This window comes from Metallosphaera javensis (ex Sakai et al. 2022) (assembly GCA_021654415.1).
Lineage (GTDB): Archaea > Thermoproteota > Thermoprotei_A > Sulfolobales > Sulfolobaceae > Metallosphaera > Metallosphaera javensis.
In genome coordinates this window covers 1,084,187-1,105,479 of the sequence record AP024487.1, presented here as the reverse complement: position 1 = coordinate 1,105,479, position 21,293 = coordinate 1,084,187, and the positions used below count along the sequence as shown (strand labels likewise).

The window sequence follows — 21,293 nt, the reverse complement described above, 5'->3', positions numbered from 1 at the left end:
AATACTAAAGATATATCTTTAGCACCTATGAGATCAAGGTCTTTGTACACAATATTGATAACGGGGCTATTACTTCTTGGAACGTTTTTCGCGACAGTTCCGGTTTATGGGATTGGAATCTCATCTCCGCAGTTGCACTTCATAATGTATGCCAGACCTTTGGAGGAACCACTGGCTCCGGGAATGACAAACGTTCCTATCAACTTTACCTTGATAAATGCAAACAATTTTGCCCTGTACAATGTAAATATCTCAGCATTTAGCGTGTATCCCTTTGAACTCATAAACTACTACAACAATACGCAGAACACATCAGTACTTCAGTGGAACCCGGGGCAGGTTATTAACGTAATTTACTACTACAACATCAACACCTCTGCCTCTAACGGTGTCTATAACATCAGCCTGAAGGTTGCGGGACCCATTGCCATTTTCCGTCATTTCCATGAAACCCTAAACGCCTCTGTGGCCATCCTTGGCTACACCAGGGCATCAGTTCAGGCCGTTTGGGGCTCCCCATCCTCACCACAGCTGGTTGCTCCTGGTGATAACAACGTTCCCATAACCCTTATCATAGACAATCAAGGTAACGTGGAGATATCCAATGCCTCCCTACTTCTGACCTCAACCTATCCTATCAAGTTCATGCAAAACTACCTCAACGTGGGCTACTTACCTCCGGGCCAGCCCATAGAGGTCACAACTTACGCCTCAGTTTACCCCAACGCCACCTCTGGCGTCTATCAGATCCCGGCCCAGATCCAGTACTTCTCGCACAGCAAATTAACGACCACAATCTCTATTCCCATAACTGGTTACGCTAATTTCTCTGCAACCGCAGTCTGGGGAAGCACGTCCAACCCCATCATAGCTGGAGCTGGTAGTGCAAGGCTTCCACTCACCATCATACTAAACAACCTAGGCGACGTCAATGTGGATAACGTATCAATTACCTTCCCTCAAAACGAATTCCCATTACATTTCCTGCAACAGAGTGGTTACCTTGGGATAATACCGGCCGGGCTCTACTCTGAGACAACATTAACGGTCTCTGTATACTCTAACGCGTCACCTGGCGTGTATTACATTCGGGGAACTGTCAACTACTTCGACGAGAGGCAGACCATCTATGTGCCTGTGGCCATCCTTGGCTACACCAGGGCATCAGTTCAGGCCGTTTGGGGCTCCCCATCCTCACCACAGCTGGTTGCTCCTGGTGATAACAACGTTCCCATAACCCTTATCATAGACAATCAAGGTAACGTGGAGATATCCAATGCCTCCCTACTTCTGACCTCAACCTATCCTATCAAGTTCATGCAAAACTACCTCAACGTGGGCTACTTACCTCCGGGCCAGCCCATAGAGGTCACAACTTACGCCTCAGTTTACCCCAACGCCACCTCTGGCGTCTATCAGATCCCGGCCCAGATCCAGTACTTCTCGGGAAAGGAGGTGATTAATACATTCATTACGGTGCCCATAGTGGGGTATGAGACCTTCTCCATATCCAGCGTATGGGGGTCAACGTCTTCCCCGTTGACTGCTGCACCGGGACAGACTAACCTGCCCTTAACCTTTATAATAAGGAATCTGGGAGACGTTAACGCGCTCAACGTGTCTCTCTACGTTACAAGCTCAGAGTTCCCCATTCAGTTCACGCAGAGCTCGATCATGATAGGAATAGTCCCAGCGGGTCAAATTAACGAGGGTAGCGTTACCGTGAACGTCTACCCGAATGCTACGCCTGGAACGTATTATATTCCTGTCGTTGTGCATTACAGCGATGTTAACGTAACCCAGTACGTGCCGGTCACCATTTATCCGCCAAAAATAGCCCTATCCCTCTTCACGGTACCGCCCCAGGTATTCCTTGGATTCTACGACGTGAGAGTTGACGGCGTTATAACAAATTATGGAACAGCGACTGCACAGAACTCATATGTATTTCTGCAATCACCCTTCCCGGTGGTTTCCCAGAACAACTTGACCATTGGAGCTATCCCACCGGGGGTACCTGTTAACGTATCTTTCCTGATTAATGTTCCCGACTCAGCGAGTCCAGGACAGTATCACCTTAACTTCACCATCTTCTACGATGGGGGTAGCTATACCAAGTCGTACTCCCTCACCGTGTATCCTAAGGCCAACCTCACGATAGTCAATGTGATCTATCCTTCCCTGCAGGCTGGCGATACCAAGGTTCCCATAACCCTTGTTCTTAAGAACGTGGGCAACGCCACAGCAAAGAACGTTAAGGCAATCCTTGGAACTTCAGACGTTATATATCCTCACGTTAGCTCATCTAATCCTCTCCAGGGACTGACAGCGTCAGAGTCAAGTCTTGGTGATATCGGTCCAGGACAGGAGATAAATGTCACATATGTGGTTGATGTGAGCGGAGGAGCCTCCGTTGGTTCTTATCCATTAACCCTGACCCTGGTGTGGAACCAGACAGGATCATTCGTGCCATTCGTTCAAAACGATCATTTCTCCGTCACCGTGACTCCCCCATTAACTTCAGTGATAGTACAGAATCCTGCATTTTACATAGCTATCATAGTAGTAATTATAATCATAATAGTGGTTCTAATTTTGCTCAGAAGAAAGAAGTAACAACATTTTTTATCTTATTCTCTCTATTTTTATTCATGGTTGCTGAGCATTTGCTTAAGCTATTGGCATTCATTGTTCCAGCTTACCCAGCTATATCTGTGGCGCTAGCGTTTCTGTTCTATTTTGCCATCATTGCGCTAGCTGGAATAGCGGTGTTTCTGTCATGCGTCAAAGGGTAATCTTTCTGCTGGTGATAGCGTTGGCGTTGTTACCAGTTACCATTTCGCAGGTTAGTGCTACGTTTTACTATAATGGTACAGTGATACTTTACTTCAGCAGGCCCGAATGGATACTTGTTCCAAGCAACTGGACCTTGGTGACTACACAAGGTGTGCTAGAAAGAGGCGGATATGTGTATCCCGTTAACACATCAGAGATCAAGTTTCATGTGAGGACCCAGGGGGTTATTGAAGTCTCACAACCCAATATTTCTTCAGTTAGCGTCATTCTGCCCTTGAACTCTAGGATTACATATATCTCTCAGACCCCAACATCCCTCAACGAGGAGGGGTCATACATTAATATCACTTTCAGCACTGGCAACGTTACCGTACTGTACTATATTGTGGATCAGAATCCGTTCCTGAATCCATATATCTACAGTACAGGTGTTAGCAGTGGAGCCACTGCGTATCTGGCTTACCTTCTCTGGAGAAGGAGACCAACTCCTCAGGTTGCCCCGCCCAACGAACTTGACGACAGAGATATCAAGATACTTGAAGCCATAAAGGCGGGAGCAGATAACCTGAGTAAGATCTCCGAGCTATCTCTCCTTCCTAGGACCACCGTATATAGGAGGGTGAAGAAATTGGTGAGCCTAGGTCTCATAGAGGAGATAAGGGAAAAGGGCAAGGTTAAGTACGTAGTGAAGGGTGGTGCTAAGTGAGGACCGTTATCATTATCCTGCTTTTGGCCATCTCCCTAGGTTTTACTGTGTTTTCGTCCGTGAAACTTATCTCCACTACCGTCCCCACCAAAGCACCTCAAGGTCATCCCTTCAATCTCAACTTTACTGAAACGATTGTGGTGGACCGATCAGGGACCTATCTGGTGAAATTGACTGCCAACAGCACGGTGAAGTCCCTGTACGTTATTGCAATACTTGACCTATCCAGAGGAGATCATAGGACAATTGTTCTCACCCTCTCATCTCCATTACAGGTAGTCCATCTTCATAAAGGAATATATGAGGTCCAATTTTATGCTACGGGTATAACAAATGAAAATATATCAAAAACTCAGTTAGAACAAATAATTAACTTAACGGTCGTATATCAAGGAGAGCACGACGATTAATAAAGAACCGCTATCTTGCAGTTGTTTACGAATTCTTTTACGTATTTCAAGTATTCTTGGACATCATCCTGCTGAAGAAATTCGAAAATGTAACCATCGTAATGGAGCCTTTTCCCTACTTCCCATGCATTGCCTATCCATTCCCCTAGTATGTCCTCCAGATAGATGGGGAGTTCCCTTAGCTCCTTTCTCACCCCAAAGTAGTCTGCCAGGGCTTTCAATCCCTCGACAATGGCCTTGAAAAGCATCTCGCTGGCCAGAACATGAGAGGTTTTCAGGGTCTCTTGAGCCTGTTCCAGGTAGAATTCAGCCGTGTCAAGCCTTATCTTCACAATCTCTTGGACGTTAAGTTTTCCCTCCAGTGCATCATTGGCCTCATTTCTGGCCTCCTTTCCGATTTCGATTATTGCTTCGGGTAGTTTCACACATGAATAATTGCTGGGTAGGATCTTATAAGAGGGATCATCAAATATTACTCTTCAGGGTTTAGTTGTCCTCATCTCCTTAGTCCCTGAATTACTCCCATCATTACGAGAACTATACATGAGACTATGCCCACCACCAGTCCCTCTCCAACTTCAAGATAGATTGAGTAAAGGCCCACCACCATTAAAATGGCGGAGAGGATTCCTGGAAGGGTCTTCACTGGATTCAGCCCTAACTTGTTCCTGATCTTGGGAAGGCCTAGGGACAACGCGGTATGAGTAGCGAAAAGGGCAGTCGATGAACCTAGGAAAAAGTACTGATACCATTGCAGGAGATTCCCGGAACCTGAAATTCCTAGGTCAATTCCCACGAACAGTGCACCAACGAGCAAGGTGGACCTAGGAAGGCTAATCTTGAGAAGGGAAAGGGTAAGCCTAGATAATGCCACATACGCTGCTATAAGAGAACCAACAAGGCTGTTAATGGTTAACACCAGCATCACCAGGACAAATGATTGACCCATGAACTGTTTCGCCACTATCAGCCCCGGGAACCCCGTGTTGGCAAGGGTCTCCACTCCCTGTTCAGAACTTCCAGCCAACACCAGATAAACGGAGGAAAACGCTATGGCACCTGAAGCCAGGAGGAAAGCAATCAGGTAAGATATGCTCACAGTTTTCCCTTTCCCACGTGCCTCCTTTCCCAGGAAGAAGGACGCACCTCCACCTGCTACAGTAAAGGAGGTTGCAATGGCACCGCTGAGTACCTGAGGTATCCCTGCAGAAGGCGTTAGCGGGAGTAAGGAGAATCCCTTATGCCCAATAACTGCTATGCCTAGTATCACTATTACCGCTATTTCCGCAAGTGACGTAACGAGACTATAGTAAAGGGGAGGTTTTACCCCCGTAATCATGAGTAGAAGTATAGCTAAGGGAAGTATCACTTCCGCTATCCTGTCCACCGTTCCAGGGACTCCCATCAGGGGTAGAAGTACTCCGGAGGCGTAGGTGGAGGTGGAGATTAAGTAGTACATGTAACTTCCCCAGTACATCCACCCCAGTACCATCGCCATCCTGTCGGGATACATGTTTCTGGAAAAAGTATAGGTACCCCCTTCGGAAGGGAACGCCTTTGACAGTTGATATCCCACATAAACCCAAAGGGAATACATTGCGACACCCAGTATAGACGCAATGCCACTGGATGTTCCGGCCAGTGCCAGGGTGGCTGTCAAATATGCAGCCATGGAGCTTAACGGTGCGATTGACGCCAGCGATTGGCTGAAAACTAGATAGCCTGGCAGGGAGGACTCCTTTATCTCGAGCCTTTTGGATAGGCTAGCCATATGATGAAGACAAGGTACTCCAATATAAATACCACTGCAGTAAGTGACAGGATAACTTATTTCCCACTAACACTAGTTAACATAAGTTGAGGATCTACTCAATCCTGCTCCTAGGTTCGGCCATATGCCTCAGTATTGGAGGCTATCTTTTACTGGGCGTTGTACCTTCCATCCTCACCGCTATGACCTACGTGGTGGTAATAGTTTTGCTGGCCCTCTCGTATTTGGTGGAGAAAGGCATTGCCTGGGCTCTCAATCTAGGATTCATTCTAGGTATCCTAGCAATTCTGTCCTCTTCTCTTTCTCAAGCTCACATGCAGGCCCTTTCCCAGTTCGGTTCTTCGCCAAGAATAACCATCCTCGATGCACTCATGGTGATGGGTTTCTACGTTTTCCCCGTAGTCTATATTGTTTTCTGGGTTAGGGGGAGGGCATCCAGGAAATCCAGGGATCTCATGAATCGAGCTAAGAAAGATTGAAATATTCTGCTTTACATAGGTTTCTAGTTATGAACGTAATTAGTTCCGATGCCAGAATAGCGGACCTCCTAGGATTACTTTCAATCCTTCAGAACATATTTGGCGGAAAGGCAGACCTATATCAGATAGAGAAGGAGATGGAGGTGGACGTGGACGACCTGATGCCCATTGTTTATGCAGCCAACTCCATGGGCTTCGCCACTGTAGGGGAAGGTGATATCATCATAACTGATAAGGGGTCTGAGTTTCTCAAGTCCAATATCAGAAGAAGAAAGGAAATCCTCAAGGAGAGCCTAGTAAAGACCGAGCCATTCAAGACTGCGGTTGAACTGGGAGAGTTCACCTTGGACAGCCTCATGGAAGCTCTGGAGAAGAAAGGGGTACAGACATATAACAAGCCTGAGGGAAAATACGAACTTCAGTTAATACTTCTGGAATGGGGAGTCTACTCAGGCCTGATCTCCAGGGTGGACGAGGAAACATATAAGGTCAACTACGATAAATCGTAATTCTAGCAACTCTTTTAAATGAATCAGAATAAGTATGGGGTTATGGAACATAAGGAAATCCAACATAGAACGGAGGAGGCCGACGTCTTCAGGACAAAGGTCTTTGGAGTTCAGGATGGATTAATAGGTGTTGGAAGCATTGCCCTGGGCGCGGCAGGATTTTCCCACGACTCTCTTCTCGTTCTAGTGACGGGACTCATAGCCACCATAGCCCAGGCCTTCTCCATGGGCGTCGGAGAATTCATCTCCACTAGGGTGAGGATGCAAGTCTTCAACAACGAGATCAGGAAAGAGGACTACGAGATTCAGAATTTTCCGGAAAAGGAGAAAGGAGAACTGATCTCTTTCTACGAGGAGAAGGGATTCTCAAGGGAGGAGGCAGAGAAGATAGCTGAGATACTCATGAGGAACAGGAACGTTGTGCTTAACGAGATGATGATTCATGAATTGAAGATCTTTCCAGAGGAATTTGAGAAACCCGCCAAGCTCGGTCTGATCATGGCCCTCTACTTAGTGATCGGGGGATTGATACCCTTGATACCCTTCGGGATAGACGTAATATTCAGGATAGGTTTCGACGTTGCAATTCTGTCATCTGTGGCACTCATCCTGATAACACTCACCATTTTTGGATCAGCATCAACCAGGTATACTGGACTGCCCAAATGGAGGGGAGCTGGAGAGCAGGTAGCAACGGGTCTTCTGGCACTCGTGGGAAGTTATCTAGCGGGTTACGCACTTTCCTTCGTGTTTCCTATCCCTCCTGGTCTATTCTAAGAAGAGAAGCGAGGTTTCTCGGTATTCTAGCTGGCGAGTTATCCCTGGCGAAAAGCTCTCTCCTTTTAGCCTCAAGCTGAAGAGTCTCCTTGCCAAGGATTTCGGCTGCAGTGGTAAGCTTAACGCCCGAAGACTTGGCCACGTTATATAGGTCTGAAAGTACCTCCCTATACCTTAGATCCCTAAGAACGTGGTGATCTACTATCATGGTTTCCAATCCTGACTTGGCCAACCTCTCCATGTTCTTCACAGAGGTATGCAGTTGATCCTCTGTGAGGGCTCTGCCCACTAGGTAACTTAGGGGTCCGTCGATCACCAGGAAGTTGGGCTTCCTTTCTAAGGTGAATTTTACGTGTTCCTCGCTTGGAACTCCCTCCACGTCTGAGGTGAAGAGTATGGAGGAGTCTCCGTCGGTAATGAAAACCTGAATAACGTAGCCCAGCCTTACGTCTGCCCCGTGGGGCACAGGATGGGACACGATAATCCTGGTGTTACCCAATCTGTACTCTTTGCCATCAGCGTACGATATTTCCTTAGGCAAACCCTTGATGGCCCTAAGGAACTTGGGGGCCCTAATCTTACCTTGGCTGGGGTTTATATACGACTCCGGGTTCTTTACGAGAACTAGCTTATCCCTATATACCTCCTTTGGTATAACGTAACCCGGATCGTGATGATCGTAGTGATAATGTGTAACCACGAGTACGTCAGATTCCTTTGCCTTTTCCGTGATTTTCTTGGCGAGCTCCACCAGCGTATCTACCTCAATCCTGTGCGGAGGTAGACCGTATCTTCTTGGTGCCAAGGAAACAGCAGGATCTATGAGAATCCTCACGTCCTTGGTCTCCACCAGCGTTGCCTGTGACCTTACCCCCAGGCTCTCAAAGGCAATTGGTTCAATCTCCATAATCTAGTTAACATCAAATAATTTTTAACTTTAGGTCAAGTATTAAATCAGAATCAAGGTTGGTACTTCTGAAATATTTTAGGGGACTGCTTATTTCCGATCACTACGCCCCATCGCTCGAGTGGAGAGAGGAGTTTAAGGCCTACGTCGCACCGGCCTACAGGTATTATCAGGTGCTGGAGTACTTCAGGCAGGGAGGGATAGAGGTTAAGGATGAGGTAATGGATCCGATTCCCTTTCCGCTCATAAGGGATTCCCTGAAACTGAGGGATTATCAGGAAAGGGCCATGAGGGTATGGATGTCCAAGAAGAGAGGCGTGTTGGTGTTGCCCACAGGTTCAGGTAAGACCGCATTGGGAATAAAGGCCATTGCTAACCTCAGGGTGGCAACCCTGGTGGTCGTTCCCACGATTGAGCTCCTTCATCAATGGGGAGACAGAATAAGGGACTCCCTGGGTGTTAAACCGGGAATTGTGGGGGGCGGAGAGGATGACGTTCAGGGAATAACGGTGATTACGTATGATTCGGCCTATACCAAGGTAGAGAGGCTGGGAAACAGATTTCCCCTTGTGATATTCGATGAGGTTCACCATCTTCCTTCAACTGGCTACATAAACATAGGGGAACTGATGGCATCGCCCTACAGGATGGGATTAACTGCCACCCCAGAGAGGGAGGATGGCAGGCACGTTCTATTGAGGGAAGTGGTTGGTCCAATCCTGCTCAGACTCTCCCCATCACAGTTAGCCGGGAAATACCTGGCAGAGTTTAAGGTCGAGAAGGTCTATGTGGAGTTAACTCCCAGGGAGAAGGAACTGTACGAGAAGTTGAGGAACAAGTTTACCTCATTTCTGAAGAGGAGAAGAATCAGGATGGCCGGGCCCAGGGATTTTCAGAGATTCATATTCATGGCTGGAAGGGACAAGGAGGCCAGGGAGGCCTTACTGGCCTGGAATGAGTCATTGAGGCTGGCCGTAAACTCTGAGAGTAAGCTAATGAAGTTGAGGGATATCCTCAGGGACTACAGAAACGAGAAGATAATAATTTTCACGAGAGACGTTGATATGGCCTACAAGGTATCCAGGGAATTCCTGGTTCCTGCAGTAACTTACCTTACGTCGAAGGAGGAGAGACAGGAGATCCTGTCCAAGTTCAAGAGTGGGGATTACAGGGTAATTGTTGCCTCGAACGTGTTTGATGAGGGAGTTGACGTTCCCGACGCAAGCGTGGGTATAGTGCTAGGAGGTTATGGAACCTCAAGGCAGATGTTACAGAGACTTGGGAGAATCCTCAGGAAGAAGGAGGGAAAGGTAGCCACACTCATAGAGATTGTAACCAAGGGGACAACTGATCATAACTTAAGCAGGAGGAGATCCAGTGCTACCAAGTGAGCTAGCAAGGTTCAGGATTTACGGGGACACCATCTATCCTTCCTTCGCTGGGGAGAAGGATCTGGAGCTAGTGAAGGAGATGATTCCCTTCTACAGGGTTGGTATCACTTACGGGGAGGTAGAGGAGAACGTCAAGCTATTGGAAAGGATGTATGGAAAGACCACCCAGGGAGCAAAGCTGGTGAGAGGTCTTCACAGGGTTATCTCCAGGTATATCATCCTGTCCGGTGAGTCCCCCGTAGATCCCAAGAGGATAAGGGAGGAGCTGTTCGCCGGGGGTCCCGCACTCACACTGGAGGAAAGGGAGAGGAGGTTAAGGGAGGTAAGCGAGAGACTCGGTGTTGATGCCGAGAGGTTCATGTTTGGGGATATGGATGAGAGCAAGGTAATCTCCAAGGTGGAGATACCCTCTCCGGAGGATATAGTAAAGGAGTATAACCTCTCTCTCCTTCAGACCATCCTGTTCAGGTCATATAGGGTAACCCTGAGCACGGAAGGAAACTGGAAAGACCTCTTGAGGACCGTGAAGAGACTAGGCCTCATGTATACCGCGTATCCCAACCCTGTGAGGATAGAGGTTATGGGTCCCTATACTCTTCTGAAGCCATCGGAGAAATACGGGAGAAACCTAGCCATTCTAGTGCCCTACGTAATTGGTTCAGGCAGGTGGAGCATAGAGGCCGAGATCATCTTGGGAAAGAGGAAGCGAAGGGTTTACCAGATGAAGGTGGAGAATCACCAGTGGATTGGCGGGAGGATGGAGCAGGGAAAGCTCTTTGATAGTTCAGTGGAGGAAGACTTCTACTGGAACTTCAGGGGAACGGTAAGGGATTGGAAACTGGAGAGAGAGCCTGGACCCCTTGTGGTCAACGGCAGGATATTTCTACCTGACTTCCTAGCTGTCAAGGACGACCTGAAGGTATACCTTGAGGTGGTGGGCTTCTGGACAGAGGATTACTTGAGGGAAAAGGTGAAGAAACTCCAGGGGACGCGAAATCTGTTAATACCCATCGTGAGTGAGGAACTAGGATCCGGGAAGATTGGCGATTTGCCAGTGGTCACGTTCAAGAGAAAGATTGATCCTGCAAAGGTATACCGGGCACTGAGAGAGATTGAGCAGTCTCTCCCAACAAGAAGGGTGGAATACGAACTGGACGGAAGTGACGTGGTATCACTCAAGGAACTGGCCACAAAATATGGGGTATCAGAGGGACTCCTTCGTAAAAATCTTAGGGAATTTCCCGGATACGTACTTCTGAAGAACTATTACGTTAGCCAAAAGCTCATGGAACAGCTTTCAAAGGAAGACTTCTCCGGTAGAAAGCTCCAGGAACTCGTTAAGGAAAGGGGAGAGTTCATAACTGAGGTGCTCGAAAGGTTAGGTTATAAGATAAAGTGGGTGAACATTGCTGAGGCGGTGATCACAAAGTGAAAGCCATGATTCTTGACTTGGATGGGACTCTCGCCACCACGGCTCTCCTTCACAAGGAGGCATGGGAGCTGGCCATGAAAAGGCTAGGAATCAGTGCAAACGTGGATCTTGACCTTCTCATGGGAAGGAGGACTCTGGATATAGCTAAGACTCTTGGTGGGGAGAGATACCAAGAGCTCTTCGAGGTTAAGAATGAGATATTTGACGAGTTGGTGGTCAAGAAGGCCACACCACTACCCTGCGCCAGGGAGATGGTGAATAAGGCTAGGTCAAGTGGATACTCCATAGCTGTTGTTACCTCATCCCTGAGGAGGTCAGCGTCCAGGAGTCTGGGGGCAATCGGCGTGACCCCCGATTTACTGGTGGCTGGTGATGACGTAGAAAAGGGAAAACCAGATCCCTTTCCCGTGATTCTTGCTCTCAATAAGCTAGGGGCATCGGCCTCAGAGAGCGTGGGGGTTGGGGACACGCTTCATGACTTCCACGCATTTAAGGGAGCGAGCCTGGGAAAAATCTTCATATTGAAGGGCGAACTGGGATTGAACCTATCATTTCTGGAGAGTCAGGGAGCCATCATAGTGGAAAGTCCGTGCGACGTGATAAAAGTCCTGAGACTTTAAGGATTATGAAAGAGTTTTTTATGCTAGGCTAGAGCATTTACTAATGAACAGAAACCTCATTATAGGTATAATCGCAGTGGTGATAATAGCCCTTGCGGGAGTTTTTGCCTTTCTGGAGCTTCATCACAACTCATCCAACATTGTAGCATCAGGCGGACCAACTTTACCCACTCAAAGTCAAATAACTCAAGATATTCCAGGGAAGTGGAAAGTGATCTCTTTGGGAGAGATAAATTCTTCACAGTTACTGTCCGGAATGTATCCAAATGCACTTTCGCTGTATCAAGAGTACGTGGAGCCCTCTGGTTCCAATACGACAGTTGTTTCAATCTCAATAGTCAGCTATGCGGGTCAGCCCAACGCCACCACAAGCCTTCCACATGCCGTGGTGGGACATTATTTGATAGAGGTAAATGCCACAGGCAATGTTTCGCAATCCATTCAGGAAAGTTTCCTGTCCTTGGCCAAGGCAGACCTGATAGGTGGAAACGGTACGATGATAACGGTGCCGAGCTTCATGTATCCCAGCTCTTCATCTCTACCCCTGGTTGAATACGCCGTGAGTAACCTGACCTCACAACAGGGTAACTTTACACAGTATTCAGCGTATTATCTAGGTACCACTTCAACAAGTGGTGAATCCCTCGGAGTTGATATACTACATGCTACTAATTCAACTAACTTGTATAACTACCTGTACTCTACCACCATAGTATCCTCAAACGGGTCATCCAAAGGACCCTCATCACTTGCAGTTAACGGAACCCTGAACGGAGCCAAATACTTTAATCTCTCCGTGAATGGCACCTTTGGACAAACATTCTACTACGTTGGGCTTAAGGGAGAGTATGTGGTCCTGGTTCAAGCTCAACCCAATCAAAATTTTCAGGCATTTGAGTACATCATTGAAAGGCTTTAAGGTAGATTTCTTTTCAAGATTTTTCTCTAAATCTTCCCCCCCATCTAATCAGTATTATCCATGGAAACTAGCTTCTCTTTGACTATAAATAAAAGACTTTTTTTATTAGTTAGGAGTTGTTATCCAATCACTCTCGATAAAATTTGGTCCCTTTAAAAGGAGTTTTTAATTAAGGTATTATCATTAGTAGTACTTACCTTACTATCGTAAGGTTTATAAACGTTGATACCGTATTAACATTCAATGGCAACCAAAATAAAGTTCAAGTATAAGGGTCAAGACCTAGAGGTGGATATAAGCAAGGTAAAGAAGGTCTGGAAAGTAGGAAAGATGGTGTCCTTCACCTACGACGACAACGGTAAGACCGGAAGAGGCGCTGTTAGCGAGAAGGACGCACCCAAGGAACTACTGAACATGATAGGAAAGAAGTAAAAAAGACCCTTTTGACTAAATGTTTTCTTTTTCTCTTCTCTTGAATTTCATTATATTTCTAATTTTCTATGTTTATTAGCTCAAGCATTAGATCATTGGATTTATACACTATTTTATAAGCTATGAGTTGAAGTAGAGTTGATCTAAATGAGAATAGCTCTCACATATGATAAGGAGAGAAACCTTAAGCCATTGGAGGAATCAGAAATCATTGCAATAATTGACGAGGAGAAGAGAGAGGTGGAGCAGTATGAGAATCCAGCATATGCCATGAGTAAGGAAGCTACCATGGCTGCGATACTGGAGTTGGAACCTGAGGCAATAATAGTTAAGAATCAGTTCTTGTGTCCAGGTTCCTACATGATGAGTTATGGAAGAATAAAGTACATACCCACTACCTATAACACTCTGGACGAGATTCTGGAGCACCTAGAAGAGGTCAAGAAGGGTATTAGGGAGGATTTGGACGAAGAGATGTATGCAGAGGCATATCCAGAATAACCTTTTTAGATATGTCCTAGGATGTAATAAGGGTTTAGATGGCTCATCTGTTAATTGGAATTTTGATTTTTATTTTGTCCTTAATAATTTCGTGGGTAATAGCTTCTGTACCTGTGTGGTTGTCCGCTAAGCTGTTTTCATCTAAGGCCAGTTTGGGAAAGGCCATGCTTGCAACGTTTGTGGGTATACTCATCTTCTTAATTCTGGATAGACTGATTAGCCCGTTCAGTCACTTCATTGCCCTCATTGTGGGTTTCATTGCAGTGCTCTGGGTATTCAAGACAATATTTGATGTGGGCTGGTTGAGCTCTCTGGGCATAGCCATCGTTGCGTTCATTATCACCTTGATCATTCTGGTTATTCTGGCAGCCATAGGCCTTGGTCTATCGCTGTTGTGAAAGTTCACCTGGTCATGTGAGGCTCTATCCTTGAGATGAAAAACCCCTCCGAATAGTCGAGATGTGGATAAGTTCTCATAACCTTCATCCATACCTTGGACTTTCTGTAGCCCTGGTGAAGAGGATCGTCTGTCAGTTTCACCAGATACCTAGAAAATTCTTCAACCTGCCTTTCACCTTCGTCCGGGAAGAGGGAGCATGTGGAATACACGACAGGAACGCCTAGAGATAGTGCCCTTCTCAGTATCCTTTTCTGGACGTTAACGAGCTTAAGGAGTTCGGTCTTGGTCAGGCGAAGCGCAATCGAGGGATCCACGTTTATTGTCCCAGAGTTGGTGCAGGGGGCGTCTATCAGGATCTTATCCGCATTCGTAATCCAGAACTCGCTTCCGTCTGCAATCACTAGATCCACGTTCTGGACTCCCCATCTTTGAAGAAGCCTTCTCTGTACCTCAACCCTCTTCATGGATACGTCCACCGAGATCACATATGATCTATTCTCTGTGAGCTGTTGTATGAGAGAGGTCTTAGTACCGGGCGCTCCACCTATTTCAAGGATTGTCTCTCCGGGCTTCGGATCAAGAACCTTCACTACTATTACGCTGGACTTATCCTGAGGTATAAGTATACCCTCCCTGAATTCGGGGAGGGAGGACACCTGAGGGGATATCCACTCCACAAGGTAGCTAAATTCAGGGTCAGGCCTGAAAGAGTAACCCTTCCTTTTCAGCCTCTCCAGGATATCCTGCAAGTTATTTTTCAGCGTGTTTAACCTTACCCAGTTCTTCCTTCTCAGAAGTTTTCGTAATCCCTCATCCCCAAGGAGAGGTCTAACTCTCTCGAGGATCCACTTGGGGAGGGAGAAGGGATCAGCCCCCACGGAGAGGGCTACCTTTACTGCCTCTGGGGACTTCAGGTCCAACAGTGGGTACAAGCGCTTCACGTGAGGGAGAGCCCAAACAACATTCCGATATGTTTCGAAGCAACCAGGAACGCTCTCACCTATCTCCCTTACGGCCTTCTTGAAACTGGATTCCAGCGATGAGGAATCCAGATGCCTGAGGGCCCTGACAATGACCTTAACACAGTTATCGTTAGTAGGAGTGCTTTCAAAGGGCTCACCGAATCTCGTCTCTCATCACTGTCCGGACATTGAAGGATTGATGCTATGAACTATAAAACTTGGGCCTCTCGATATCCGAAAGGGACAGGTTAATTCATTTCTATAGCACGCAGGGGTAGTTGGTCCAGATCCAGAAAATCGCCTATCTTTTCGTAGAGTTCAGGAACTATGGAAAGACCTTGACATTAGTGGTCAAGTCCATAAGTTTTTTAGTTGAACGATGTTCACATGGTTTCATGAAGATAAACTCGTATGATATTCATGTAATTTTCAATTTTAAGGAATTAAGTTACAGGGGAACAGAGGTCATCAACTTAGAGACTGAGAATGGAGTGGAACTTGACGCCGTGGGACTGGAGATTCATTTAGTGGAGGTTGACGGAAAGCCTATCACTTTCCAGCAGGATGAGAACAAAGTGAAAATTGGAACGGGTAAATTCTCGGGCAACCTCAAGGTAACCTTCTCGGGAAAAGTTAGGGATACCCTCGTTGGAATATACAGGGCACCCTATGATGGCAGTTACATGATATCCACGCAGTTTGAATCGAGTCACGCTAGGGAGTTCATACCATGCGTGGATCATCCAGCATACAAGGCCAAGTTCAGATTATCTGTGACAGTGGACAAGGGACTGCAGGTAATCTCCAATATGCCGGTCAGGGGAACAAGGGAGGAGAAGGATCAGGTTACCTACGAATTTCACGAGACCCCTCCCATGTCCACATACCTCCTCTACGTAGGAGTGGGTAAATTTGAGGAGTTCAGGCTTCAGAATACCCCCGAGATAATCGTGGCCACGGTTCCCGGGAAGATCGGTAAGGCGAGGCTCCCCGCCGAGATGGCTAGGGACTTCATAAAGAAGTACGAGGAGTATTACGGTATAAAATATCAGCTGCCCAAGGTTCATCTCATAGCTGTCCCAGAATTCGCCTTCGGTGCCATGGAGAACTGGGGTGCTATCACCTTCAGGGAGACCGCTCTGCTTGCAGACGAGAAGTCTGGATTCTCCAACATAAGGAGGGTTGCAGAGGTGGTGGCACACGAGCTGGCCCATCAATGGTTCGGAGATCTAGTTACCATGAAGTGGTGGAACGATCTATGGCTTAACGAGAGTTTCGCCACCTTCATGAGTTACAAGATAATAGACATGCTCAGGCCAGACTGGTACATGTGGGGAGTCCTCTTGGACGGGATGGCTGGGGCTCTGTTGAAGGACTCCATTCCCACTACCCATCCCATCGAAACTAAGGTTAACTCCCCGGAGGAGGTGGAACAGATCTTTGACGACATAAGCTACGGTAAGGGTGCGTCAATCCTGAGAATGATAGAGTCATACATAGGGAAGGAGGAGTTCAGGAAGGGTATTTCCAAGTACCTGGAGAAGTTCAGCTACGGAAACGCTGAGGGAAAGGACCTATGGTCCAGCCTTGAGGAGGCATCGGGTAAGCCTGTTTCCAAGATAATGCCCCACTGGATACTTGAGGAAGGGTATCCTCTTGTCAGGGTGGAGATTAAGGGAGACGAGCTGGAAATTACCCAGGAAAGGTTTGGTCTACATCCCGTCCCAGATAAGACCTACCCTATCCCCTTAACTCTGACGGTTAACGGGGAGAAAAAGGACTTGGTCATGGAGGGTAAGAGCGTCAGGATCAGGGTAGGGCAGGTGAAGAAGCTCAAGGTAAACCTGGACAAGGCCGGGTTCTACAGAGTGCTATACTCTGATCTGACGCCAGTCCTAAACTCGGAGCTAACGCCAGAGGAGCAGTGGGGTCTAGCAAACGACTACTTTGCCTTCCTCCTTGCAGGGAAAGTCTCAAGGGACGAGTACTTCAGGATTGTGAGAAGTTTAATGAACGCCAAGCATCACCTTCCCGTGCTGGAGCTGGCAGATCAGCTCTCCATGCTGTACGCAGTGAATAGTCAAAAGTACGGGGATATTGCAAAGGAATTCCACATGAAGCAGGTGAAGGAGTGGAGTGGCAGGAATGACCCTGTGGGCAGGAGAACCTACTCCATCTTGGCCATGAACCTATCAAAGATGGACCCTGAATTCGCGAAATCCCTATCCGCTCAGTTTGCCCAGTACGAGGAGTTGGACGGAGACCTGAAAAGCGCCGTTGCTGTAGCCTACGCCGTGTCCTCAGGTCCTAAGGTGCTGGATCAGCTCTTGACCCTCTATAAACAATCTAAATTTGACGAGGATAAGACCAGGCTTCTCAATGCCATGCTCTCCATGAACTCGCCTCACTCTGTTGTCAATATCCTTAGCATGGTATTCACGGGAGAGATGAAGAAGCAGGACATAATTAGATCCCTCCAGTACTCTCTATTCTATCCGGACGTGAGGGATGCGGTATGGGAGTGGATAAAGATACATGCCAGGAAGGTTGCAGAGATCTATCAAGGGACCGGGATATTCGGCAGGGTTATGGCTGACGTAATACCCCTACTCGGAGTGGGGAGAGTTGAAGAGGTGGAGAAGTTTTTCGAGGCTAATCCAATAAGGGGATCCGAGAAGGGAATAAAGCAGGGAATAGAGATCCTTAAGGCGGTTTCAAGGATTGCATAGATAATATTGAATTGATTATTTTCATGGCATCTTCCACTTCAAGTTCGGTGTACACGTGATAGCCCTTTTCTTTCTCGGTTTCAAGCGGAGTGGAAGTAATCATTGCATTAGAATCTGAGACTATCACGCTGAAGCTTAGCTCGAAATCTATCTCCACGACGTGTAGGTGCTTGGTGAGGCTCTCCCTTACTCCCTTATATTCTTCTGCCATCCTTTCTCTGCTCTCCACCTTAACTGCAACCTCTTCCCTACATGCTTTCCTCTTCCTATAGGAGAAGTACAGCATGTAATAGATGATACCCAGACCCAGCAGAAGTGCTGGTACAATTTCTAAACCCCTTATGCCCTTAATAAGAAGAACAACCCATACTGCCCCTACGGTCACCAGCACTATCCATGGCAATCTGGTGTACAACTCAATCTTGTTGGAGAGCTCTTGGATTTCTTGGGATATCTTTTCCTCCTCATCCTTCATGTAACCTTTAGCCCTATTCTCGAGCCATCTGGCCCAGTTAAGATCTGAGGTAATTAGCCTTACATCCACTCCACTTCCGGCCTTCCTCAGAAGATCTTGGGCGATGGAATCTCTCAGCTTATCGGTCAGGACGATTAGCCTCTCAGTAGCGGAATTAATCAACTGACTTACTCTTTCAAATACTTCCTGCGTTTCAAGTAATTCCAAATTCCCACCTAGATTATTGCAATACCAGGTAGTAAGGGCAGGGCATTACTCTTTTTCCCCTTTAAGTCCGGTGCGCTGACATCGTCTGACCTGTACACCTGGATCTCATCCACGTCCAATCTTCTGACGAGGAAGTTGAGATTCTCGGTTATCGTCTTGAACTCGTCCAGTGGGTAGACCACGACTAGATCTCTCAGGATTGGAGGTAGGGATTGGACCCTTTCCACAAGGCTTCTCAGGTATTCCTCTCTCTGTCCCGTCATTGAGCTAAGCTCCCTTAGGTTCTTTCTCTCCTTCAGTCCCCTCAATACAGTCCTGAGAATTCCTAGCTCGTCGGAGTTGGAGACGTAAATGATGAGCTTCTCGGGTTGCTTGCTGGCCATTGAGGAAATTTCCTTCACCTGGTTAATGAGGTGCCTTATGTATTCAAGCTGGATCACTGCCTGTCCATCCACCTCAAGTTCGTCGGGTGCGGGATATCTGGCGAGCGAGACAAAACCCTCATTGAATATGTGCCATATCTCCTCGGCAATATGTGGGGCTCCTGGTGCAATCAGTCTGGCCCAGACCTCCACGGCCTTTCTCAACACCCCCGTGTTAGGGGTACTTATCATGCTGAGGTAATCCCTGAGGATTTCATAATATTCGTACAGGATGATGTTGAACGCCTTTCTGAGGTCCAGGGAGCTCATCAGCTCGCCTACTTCCTTAACCTTATAGTGGATGATAGAAAGCAACCATTTTTCTGGAAGTCCCACATTGTCGTTCTCCTTTAGCTTGGATACATTCACCGCCAGATCATACATCCTGCGTAGCTGATCCGTCACAGCCTTCACTGTGTTTACATCAAAGTCCGTGTCTTCCAGCAGTTCAGAGGAAATCGTCAATGCAAGCCTCACAGGGTCCACACCGTACTCCTCCACGGCCTTATAGAGCGGGTAAATGTTCCTGAAGCTCTTGCTCATCTTCTTCCCTCCAACCCTCACGAAGCCGTTAACCACTATCTGTCTGGGCAGGAGGCTCTCCCCGAATATGGCCAGATGGTTGTAAACCAGGAATGGAAGGTGGTTCTGAACAAGGTCTCTTCCGCTATGTCTGGAGTCAAGGGGGTACCAGTACGAGAACTCATTTCTGAGGTCCTTCAGTTTCTCGGGGCTTATCCCGGTGGTCTTACCGACCTCTGCTGGATCTCCATTTCCCAGCATCACGAAATCCCAGAACTGATCATTGAGTTTGGACGGGTCGTAATTCAGCTTATGTGCAACCGTGTAGAATGCAGTGTAGATGGTGGAATCGCTCAGGCTATCTATTATCTGGGATTCATCCCAGGGGAGTTTAACTCCAAGTCCTCTGCTTCTGGAACATGCCCTCCTCCTCATGGAAAAGATGGCCTTTGTCATATCCCTTCTAGCCTCTTCAGGGATGATGCTAATCCTGTCCAGTGCCTTCATGGTCCATGATTTCCACAGCGGGTTATCGTATGTTATGTACCATTGATCCCTGATCACCTTAACAACGATCTCCGCACCGCACCTGCAGTAAATTGGCCCATTGGATATCTCGTATACAAGGTCATGTTTCCCAAGACTCCTGAGCAGTTCCACTGTCTCTCTGCGGGCCTCAGGAACTCTCTTCCCTGCAATTCTGTCCTTAACGAGGGATCTCATGTAATCGGGCACCAGGTCCACGATATCCTCCCTCATAACGCCCTTGTAGTACTCCTCCCTGTAGAGGGTGTCTATGTAGTCCTTGAGTTCGGCCGGGTTCTTGGTACCCGCAAGGGCAAGAACTTCCGGTCCTGGGAAGTCACCGTAGCCTTCGGTGTTGATGACCGGAATCACTTCCACCTCATTCAGTACCTCCGATAGACCAAGGTAGTGTAGGGGCTCATGTGCGGGAACGGCCATTACGGAACCTGTACCCAGCCTGGCGTCTACATATCTGCTTCCGTACACCTTCACGTCCCTTCCAGTTATGGGGTTTTTCACGGTCAATCCAATCAGGTCCTTTCCCTGGACCTCCCTCTCGGGGACGAGCTCCCTCTGATAGCTAAGCTTCTTGAACGCCTCCTTGGAGAGAACCCAGTTGGAACCTCTCACGATCACGTAAGTGGTTTCAGGGTTTATCAGGACCGCGTTTGCCCCAAATACGGTCTCCGGTCTGGAGGTTGCCGTGGGAAAAACCACGTCCTTACCCTCAAACTCTATCACATCCATCTCCTGGATTTCAGGCTCCACGTCTCCCTTGGTGTCATGCATTCCCACCGGGAAATTGTCATTGGGGCAATAACCCACGGCGTCAGTGGACGTGGTGATGAAGCCCTTCTCCTTCAGCTTCCTGAATTGCCATTTTATGAATTGTTCAAATCTGGGGTCAATTGTGGTGAACTCCCTCCTCCAGTCCACGCTAAGCCCTAGGGCCTTGGCCATCCTTTTCATATCGTCCCTGAAATACTCGGCCAGTTTCAGGGGATCCTCGAACTCCTTAACCTTCTCAGGGCTGACCTTGTAAAGGTTGATGAAGTCGGAGATTATGTCCATATCTCCCCTCTTGATTGACTCGGAGATGGAGAGAATGGGGGTTCCAGTGAACTGAAACGCGAAGGGGAAAAGAACGTTTTTCCCTATCATTCTCTGATATCTGGCCACTATGTCAGCGGTAATGTAGGTCCTTCCATGTCCTATATGGAGGGGGCTGTTGGTGTAGGGAAATGCCACGGTAATGAAGTACTTCTCAGAGGTAGAGGGATTGGCCTCAAATACTCTACTGCTCTCCCACTTTTCTTGCCATTTTTTTGCGACCTCATTGAAGAATGCTGAATCCATAGTGATTATACATGGGACGGTCCTTTATTACTTTGCGGTGTTCTT

Annotated in this window: 21 protein-coding genes; 15 read left to right on the top strand and 6 right to left on the bottom strand. The window is 47.5% G+C overall.

The annotated features are described in order from the left end of the window. The first annotated feature begins 27 nt into the window (after nucleotides 1-27). From QVC96_RS06450 to QVC96_RS06435, 4 genes are read left to right on the top strand one after another with little or no spacing between them, the layout of a single operon-like run. Entirely contained in the window at nucleotides 28-2,616 is a 2,589-nt protein-coding gene (locus QVC96_RS06450) for a COG1361 S-layer family protein (RefSeq protein WP_287690288.1), read from the top strand. Between the two features lie 35 nt (nucleotides 2,617-2,651). Next, on the top strand, nucleotides 2,652-2,795 hold the full coding sequence (locus QVC96_RS06445; protein WP_238025411.1) for a hypothetical protein: 144 nt from the start codon (nucleotides 2,652-2,654) through the stop codon (nucleotides 2,793-2,795). Next, the gene (locus QVC96_RS06440) at nucleotides 2,780-3,502 is read left to right on the top strand and encodes a helix-turn-helix transcriptional regulator (RefSeq protein WP_287690287.1); all 723 of its coding nucleotides are present in this window, start codon (nucleotides 2,780-2,782) and stop codon (nucleotides 3,500-3,502) included. The genes QVC96_RS06445 and QVC96_RS06440 overlap by 16 nt, the downstream gene beginning before the upstream one ends. After that, a complete protein-coding gene (locus QVC96_RS06435) occupies nucleotides 3,499-3,912 on the top strand; it encodes a hypothetical protein (RefSeq protein WP_287690286.1) in 414 nt (137 codons plus the stop codon). The genes QVC96_RS06440 and QVC96_RS06435 overlap by 4 nt, the downstream gene beginning before the upstream one ends. Here QVC96_RS06435 and QVC96_RS06430 read toward each other — a convergent pair. Both QVC96_RS06430 and QVC96_RS06425 read right to left on the bottom strand, forming a co-directional pair. Further along, complete coding sequence (locus QVC96_RS06430) at nucleotides 3,909-4,337, bottom strand: PaREP1 family protein (protein ID WP_287690285.1); 429 nt, start codon at nucleotides 4,335-4,337, stop codon at nucleotides 3,909-3,911. The two genes, QVC96_RS06435 and QVC96_RS06430, sit on opposite strands and share 4 nt — an antisense overlap. Nucleotides 4,338-4,408: 71 nt before the next feature. Beyond that, a complete protein-coding gene (locus QVC96_RS06425) occupies nucleotides 4,409-5,683 on the bottom strand; it encodes an APC family permease (RefSeq protein ID WP_287690284.1) in 1,275 nt (424 codons plus the stop codon). Nucleotides 5,684-5,769: 86 nt separating this feature from the next. Here QVC96_RS06425 and QVC96_RS06420 point away from each other — a divergent pair, with 86 nt between their 5' ends. The 3 genes from QVC96_RS06420 to QVC96_RS06410 are packed head-to-tail and all read left to right on the top strand — an operon-like array spanning nucleotide 5,770 to nucleotide 7,448. Then, entirely contained in the window at nucleotides 5,770-6,162 is a 393-nt protein-coding gene (locus tag QVC96_RS06420) for a hypothetical protein (RefSeq protein WP_287690283.1), read from the top strand. Nucleotides 6,163-6,191: 29 nt separating this feature from the next. Then, a complete protein-coding gene (locus QVC96_RS06415) occupies nucleotides 6,192-6,671 on the top strand; it encodes an AAA-associated domain-containing protein (protein WP_238025405.1) in 480 nt (159 codons plus the stop codon). 42 nt (nucleotides 6,672-6,713) lie between these two features. Continuing rightward, nucleotides 6,714-7,448: a VIT1/CCC1 transporter family protein gene (locus QVC96_RS06410; protein WP_238025404.1), complete on the top strand. Its 735-nt coding sequence runs from the start codon at nucleotides 6,714-6,716 to the stop codon at nucleotides 7,446-7,448. Here the strand turns inward: QVC96_RS06410 and QVC96_RS06405 are convergent. Continuing rightward, nucleotides 7,426-8,355 (bottom strand): MBL fold metallo-hydrolase, encoded by a 930-nt coding sequence (locus QVC96_RS06405; protein ID WP_238025403.1) that lies wholly within the window; start codon nucleotides 8,353-8,355, stop codon nucleotides 7,426-7,428. The two genes, QVC96_RS06410 and QVC96_RS06405, sit on opposite strands and share 23 nt — an antisense overlap. Before the next feature lie 59 nt (nucleotides 8,356-8,414). On the opposite strand from QVC96_RS06405, the gene QVC96_RS06400 reads away from it, so the two are divergent. The 7 genes from QVC96_RS06400 (at nucleotide 8,415) to QVC96_RS06370 (ending at nucleotide 14,048) form a co-directional block, all read left to right on the top strand. After that, entirely contained in the window at nucleotides 8,415-9,746 is a 1,332-nt protein-coding gene (locus tag QVC96_RS06400) for a DEAD/DEAH box helicase family protein (protein WP_238025402.1), read from the top strand. After that, nucleotides 9,733-11,178 carry a DUF790 family protein gene (locus tag QVC96_RS06395; RefSeq protein WP_287690282.1) on the top strand — a complete coding sequence of 482 codons (1,446 nt, stop codon included), beginning with the start codon at nucleotides 9,733-9,735 and terminating at the stop codon, nucleotides 11,176-11,178. The genes QVC96_RS06400 and QVC96_RS06395 overlap by 14 nt, the downstream gene beginning before the upstream one ends. A 5-nt stretch (nucleotides 11,179-11,183) precedes the next feature. After that, nucleotides 11,184-11,798: an HAD family hydrolase gene (locus tag QVC96_RS06390; protein ID WP_238025636.1), complete on the top strand. Its 615-nt coding sequence runs from the start codon at nucleotides 11,184-11,186 to the stop codon at nucleotides 11,796-11,798. 43 nt (nucleotides 11,799-11,841) lie between these two features. Next, nucleotides 11,842-12,717: a hypothetical protein gene (locus QVC96_RS06385; protein WP_287690281.1), complete on the top strand. Its 876-nt coding sequence runs from the start codon at nucleotides 11,842-11,844 to the stop codon at nucleotides 12,715-12,717. Nucleotides 12,718-12,960: 243 nt separating this feature from the next. Next, a complete protein-coding gene (gene mcu7 / locus QVC96_RS06380) occupies nucleotides 12,961-13,149 on the top strand; it encodes a DNA-binding protein Mcu7 (RefSeq protein WP_009071314.1) in 189 nt (62 codons plus the stop codon). Nucleotides 13,150-13,296: 147 nt separating this feature from the next. Then, nucleotides 13,297-13,650: a hypothetical protein gene (locus QVC96_RS06375; protein ID WP_012020541.1), complete on the top strand. Its 354-nt coding sequence runs from the start codon at nucleotides 13,297-13,299 to the stop codon at nucleotides 13,648-13,650. A 38-nt stretch (nucleotides 13,651-13,688) separates the two neighbouring features. Then, on the top strand, nucleotides 13,689-14,048 hold the full coding sequence (locus QVC96_RS06370; RefSeq protein ID WP_287690280.1) for a hypothetical protein: 360 nt from the start codon (nucleotides 13,689-13,691) through the stop codon (nucleotides 14,046-14,048). A gap of 4 nt (nucleotides 14,049-14,052) precedes the next feature. Here QVC96_RS06370 and QVC96_RS06365 read toward each other — a convergent pair whose 3' ends face one another. Continuing rightward, nucleotides 14,053-14,991, bottom strand: coding sequence for an RsmB/NOP family class I SAM-dependent RNA methyltransferase (locus tag QVC96_RS06365; protein WP_287690279.1), 939 nt, complete (start codon nucleotides 14,989-14,991; stop codon nucleotides 14,053-14,055). Between the two features lie 416 nt (nucleotides 14,992-15,407). Here QVC96_RS06365 and QVC96_RS06360 point away from each other — a divergent pair, with 416 nt between their 5' ends. Beyond that, a complete protein-coding gene (locus tag QVC96_RS06360; RefSeq protein WP_287690278.1) occupies nucleotides 15,408-17,741 on the top strand; it encodes a M1 family metallopeptidase in 2,334 nt (777 codons plus the stop codon). Here QVC96_RS06360 and QVC96_RS06355 read toward each other — a convergent pair. Beyond that, complete coding sequence (locus QVC96_RS06355) at nucleotides 17,716-18,423, bottom strand: hypothetical protein (protein WP_238025396.1); 708 nt, start codon at nucleotides 18,421-18,423, stop codon at nucleotides 17,716-17,718. The two genes, QVC96_RS06360 and QVC96_RS06355, sit on opposite strands and share 26 nt — an antisense overlap. An 8-nt stretch (nucleotides 18,424-18,431) precedes the next feature. After that, nucleotides 18,432-21,248, bottom strand: a complete 2,817-nt coding sequence (gene leuS, locus QVC96_RS06350) for a leucine--tRNA ligase (protein WP_287690277.1) — start codon at nucleotides 21,246-21,248, stop codon at nucleotides 18,432-18,434. Nucleotides 21,249-21,293: the final 45 nt, after the last annotated feature.

What these genes read in the sequence shown, in the direction of transcription:
- QVC96_RS06390 (WP_238025636.1), top strand. Translation starts at nt 11,184, where the DNA reads ATGATTCTTGACTTGGATGGGACTCTCGCCACCACGGCTCTCCTTCAC.
- QVC96_RS06445 (WP_238025411.1), top strand. Translation starts at nt 2,652, where the DNA reads ATGGTTGCTGAGCATTTGCTTAAGCTATTGGCATTCATTGTTCCAGCT.
- QVC96_RS06405 (WP_238025403.1), bottom strand. Translation starts at nt 8,355, where the DNA reads ATGGAGATTGAACCAATTGCCTTTGAGAGCCTGGGGGTAAGGTCACAG.
- QVC96_RS06440 (WP_287690287.1), top strand. Translation starts at nt 2,780, where the DNA reads ATGCGTCAAAGGGTAATCTTTCTGCTGGTGATAGCGTTGGCGTTGTTA.
- leuS (WP_287690277.1), bottom strand. Translation starts at nt 21,248, where the DNA reads ATGGATTCAGCATTCTTCAATGAGGTCGCAAAAAAATGGCAAGAAAAG.
- QVC96_RS06415 (WP_238025405.1), top strand. Translation starts at nt 6,192, where the DNA reads ATGAACGTAATTAGTTCCGATGCCAGAATAGCGGACCTCCTAGGATTA.
- QVC96_RS06450 (WP_287690288.1), top strand. Translation starts at nt 28, where the DNA reads ATGAGATCAAGGTCTTTGTACACAATATTGATAACGGGGCTATTACTT.
- QVC96_RS06385 (WP_287690281.1), top strand. Translation starts at nt 11,842, where the DNA reads ATGAACAGAAACCTCATTATAGGTATAATCGCAGTGGTGATAATAGCC.
- QVC96_RS06375 (WP_012020541.1), top strand. Translation starts at nt 13,297, where the DNA reads ATGAGAATAGCTCTCACATATGATAAGGAGAGAAACCTTAAGCCATTG.
- QVC96_RS06370 (WP_287690280.1), top strand. Translation starts at nt 13,689, where the DNA reads ATGGCTCATCTGTTAATTGGAATTTTGATTTTTATTTTGTCCTTAATA.
- QVC96_RS06425 (WP_287690284.1), bottom strand. Translation starts at nt 5,683, where the DNA reads ATGGCTAGCCTATCCAAAAGGCTCGAGATAAAGGAGTCCTCCCTGCCA.
- QVC96_RS06410 (WP_238025404.1), top strand. Translation starts at nt 6,714, where the DNA reads ATGGAACATAAGGAAATCCAACATAGAACGGAGGAGGCCGACGTCTTC.
- mcu7 (WP_009071314.1), top strand. Translation starts at nt 12,961, where the DNA reads ATGGCAACCAAAATAAAGTTCAAGTATAAGGGTCAAGACCTAGAGGTG.
- QVC96_RS06360 (WP_287690278.1), top strand. Translation starts at nt 15,408, where the DNA reads ATGAAGATAAACTCGTATGATATTCATGTAATTTTCAATTTTAAGGAA.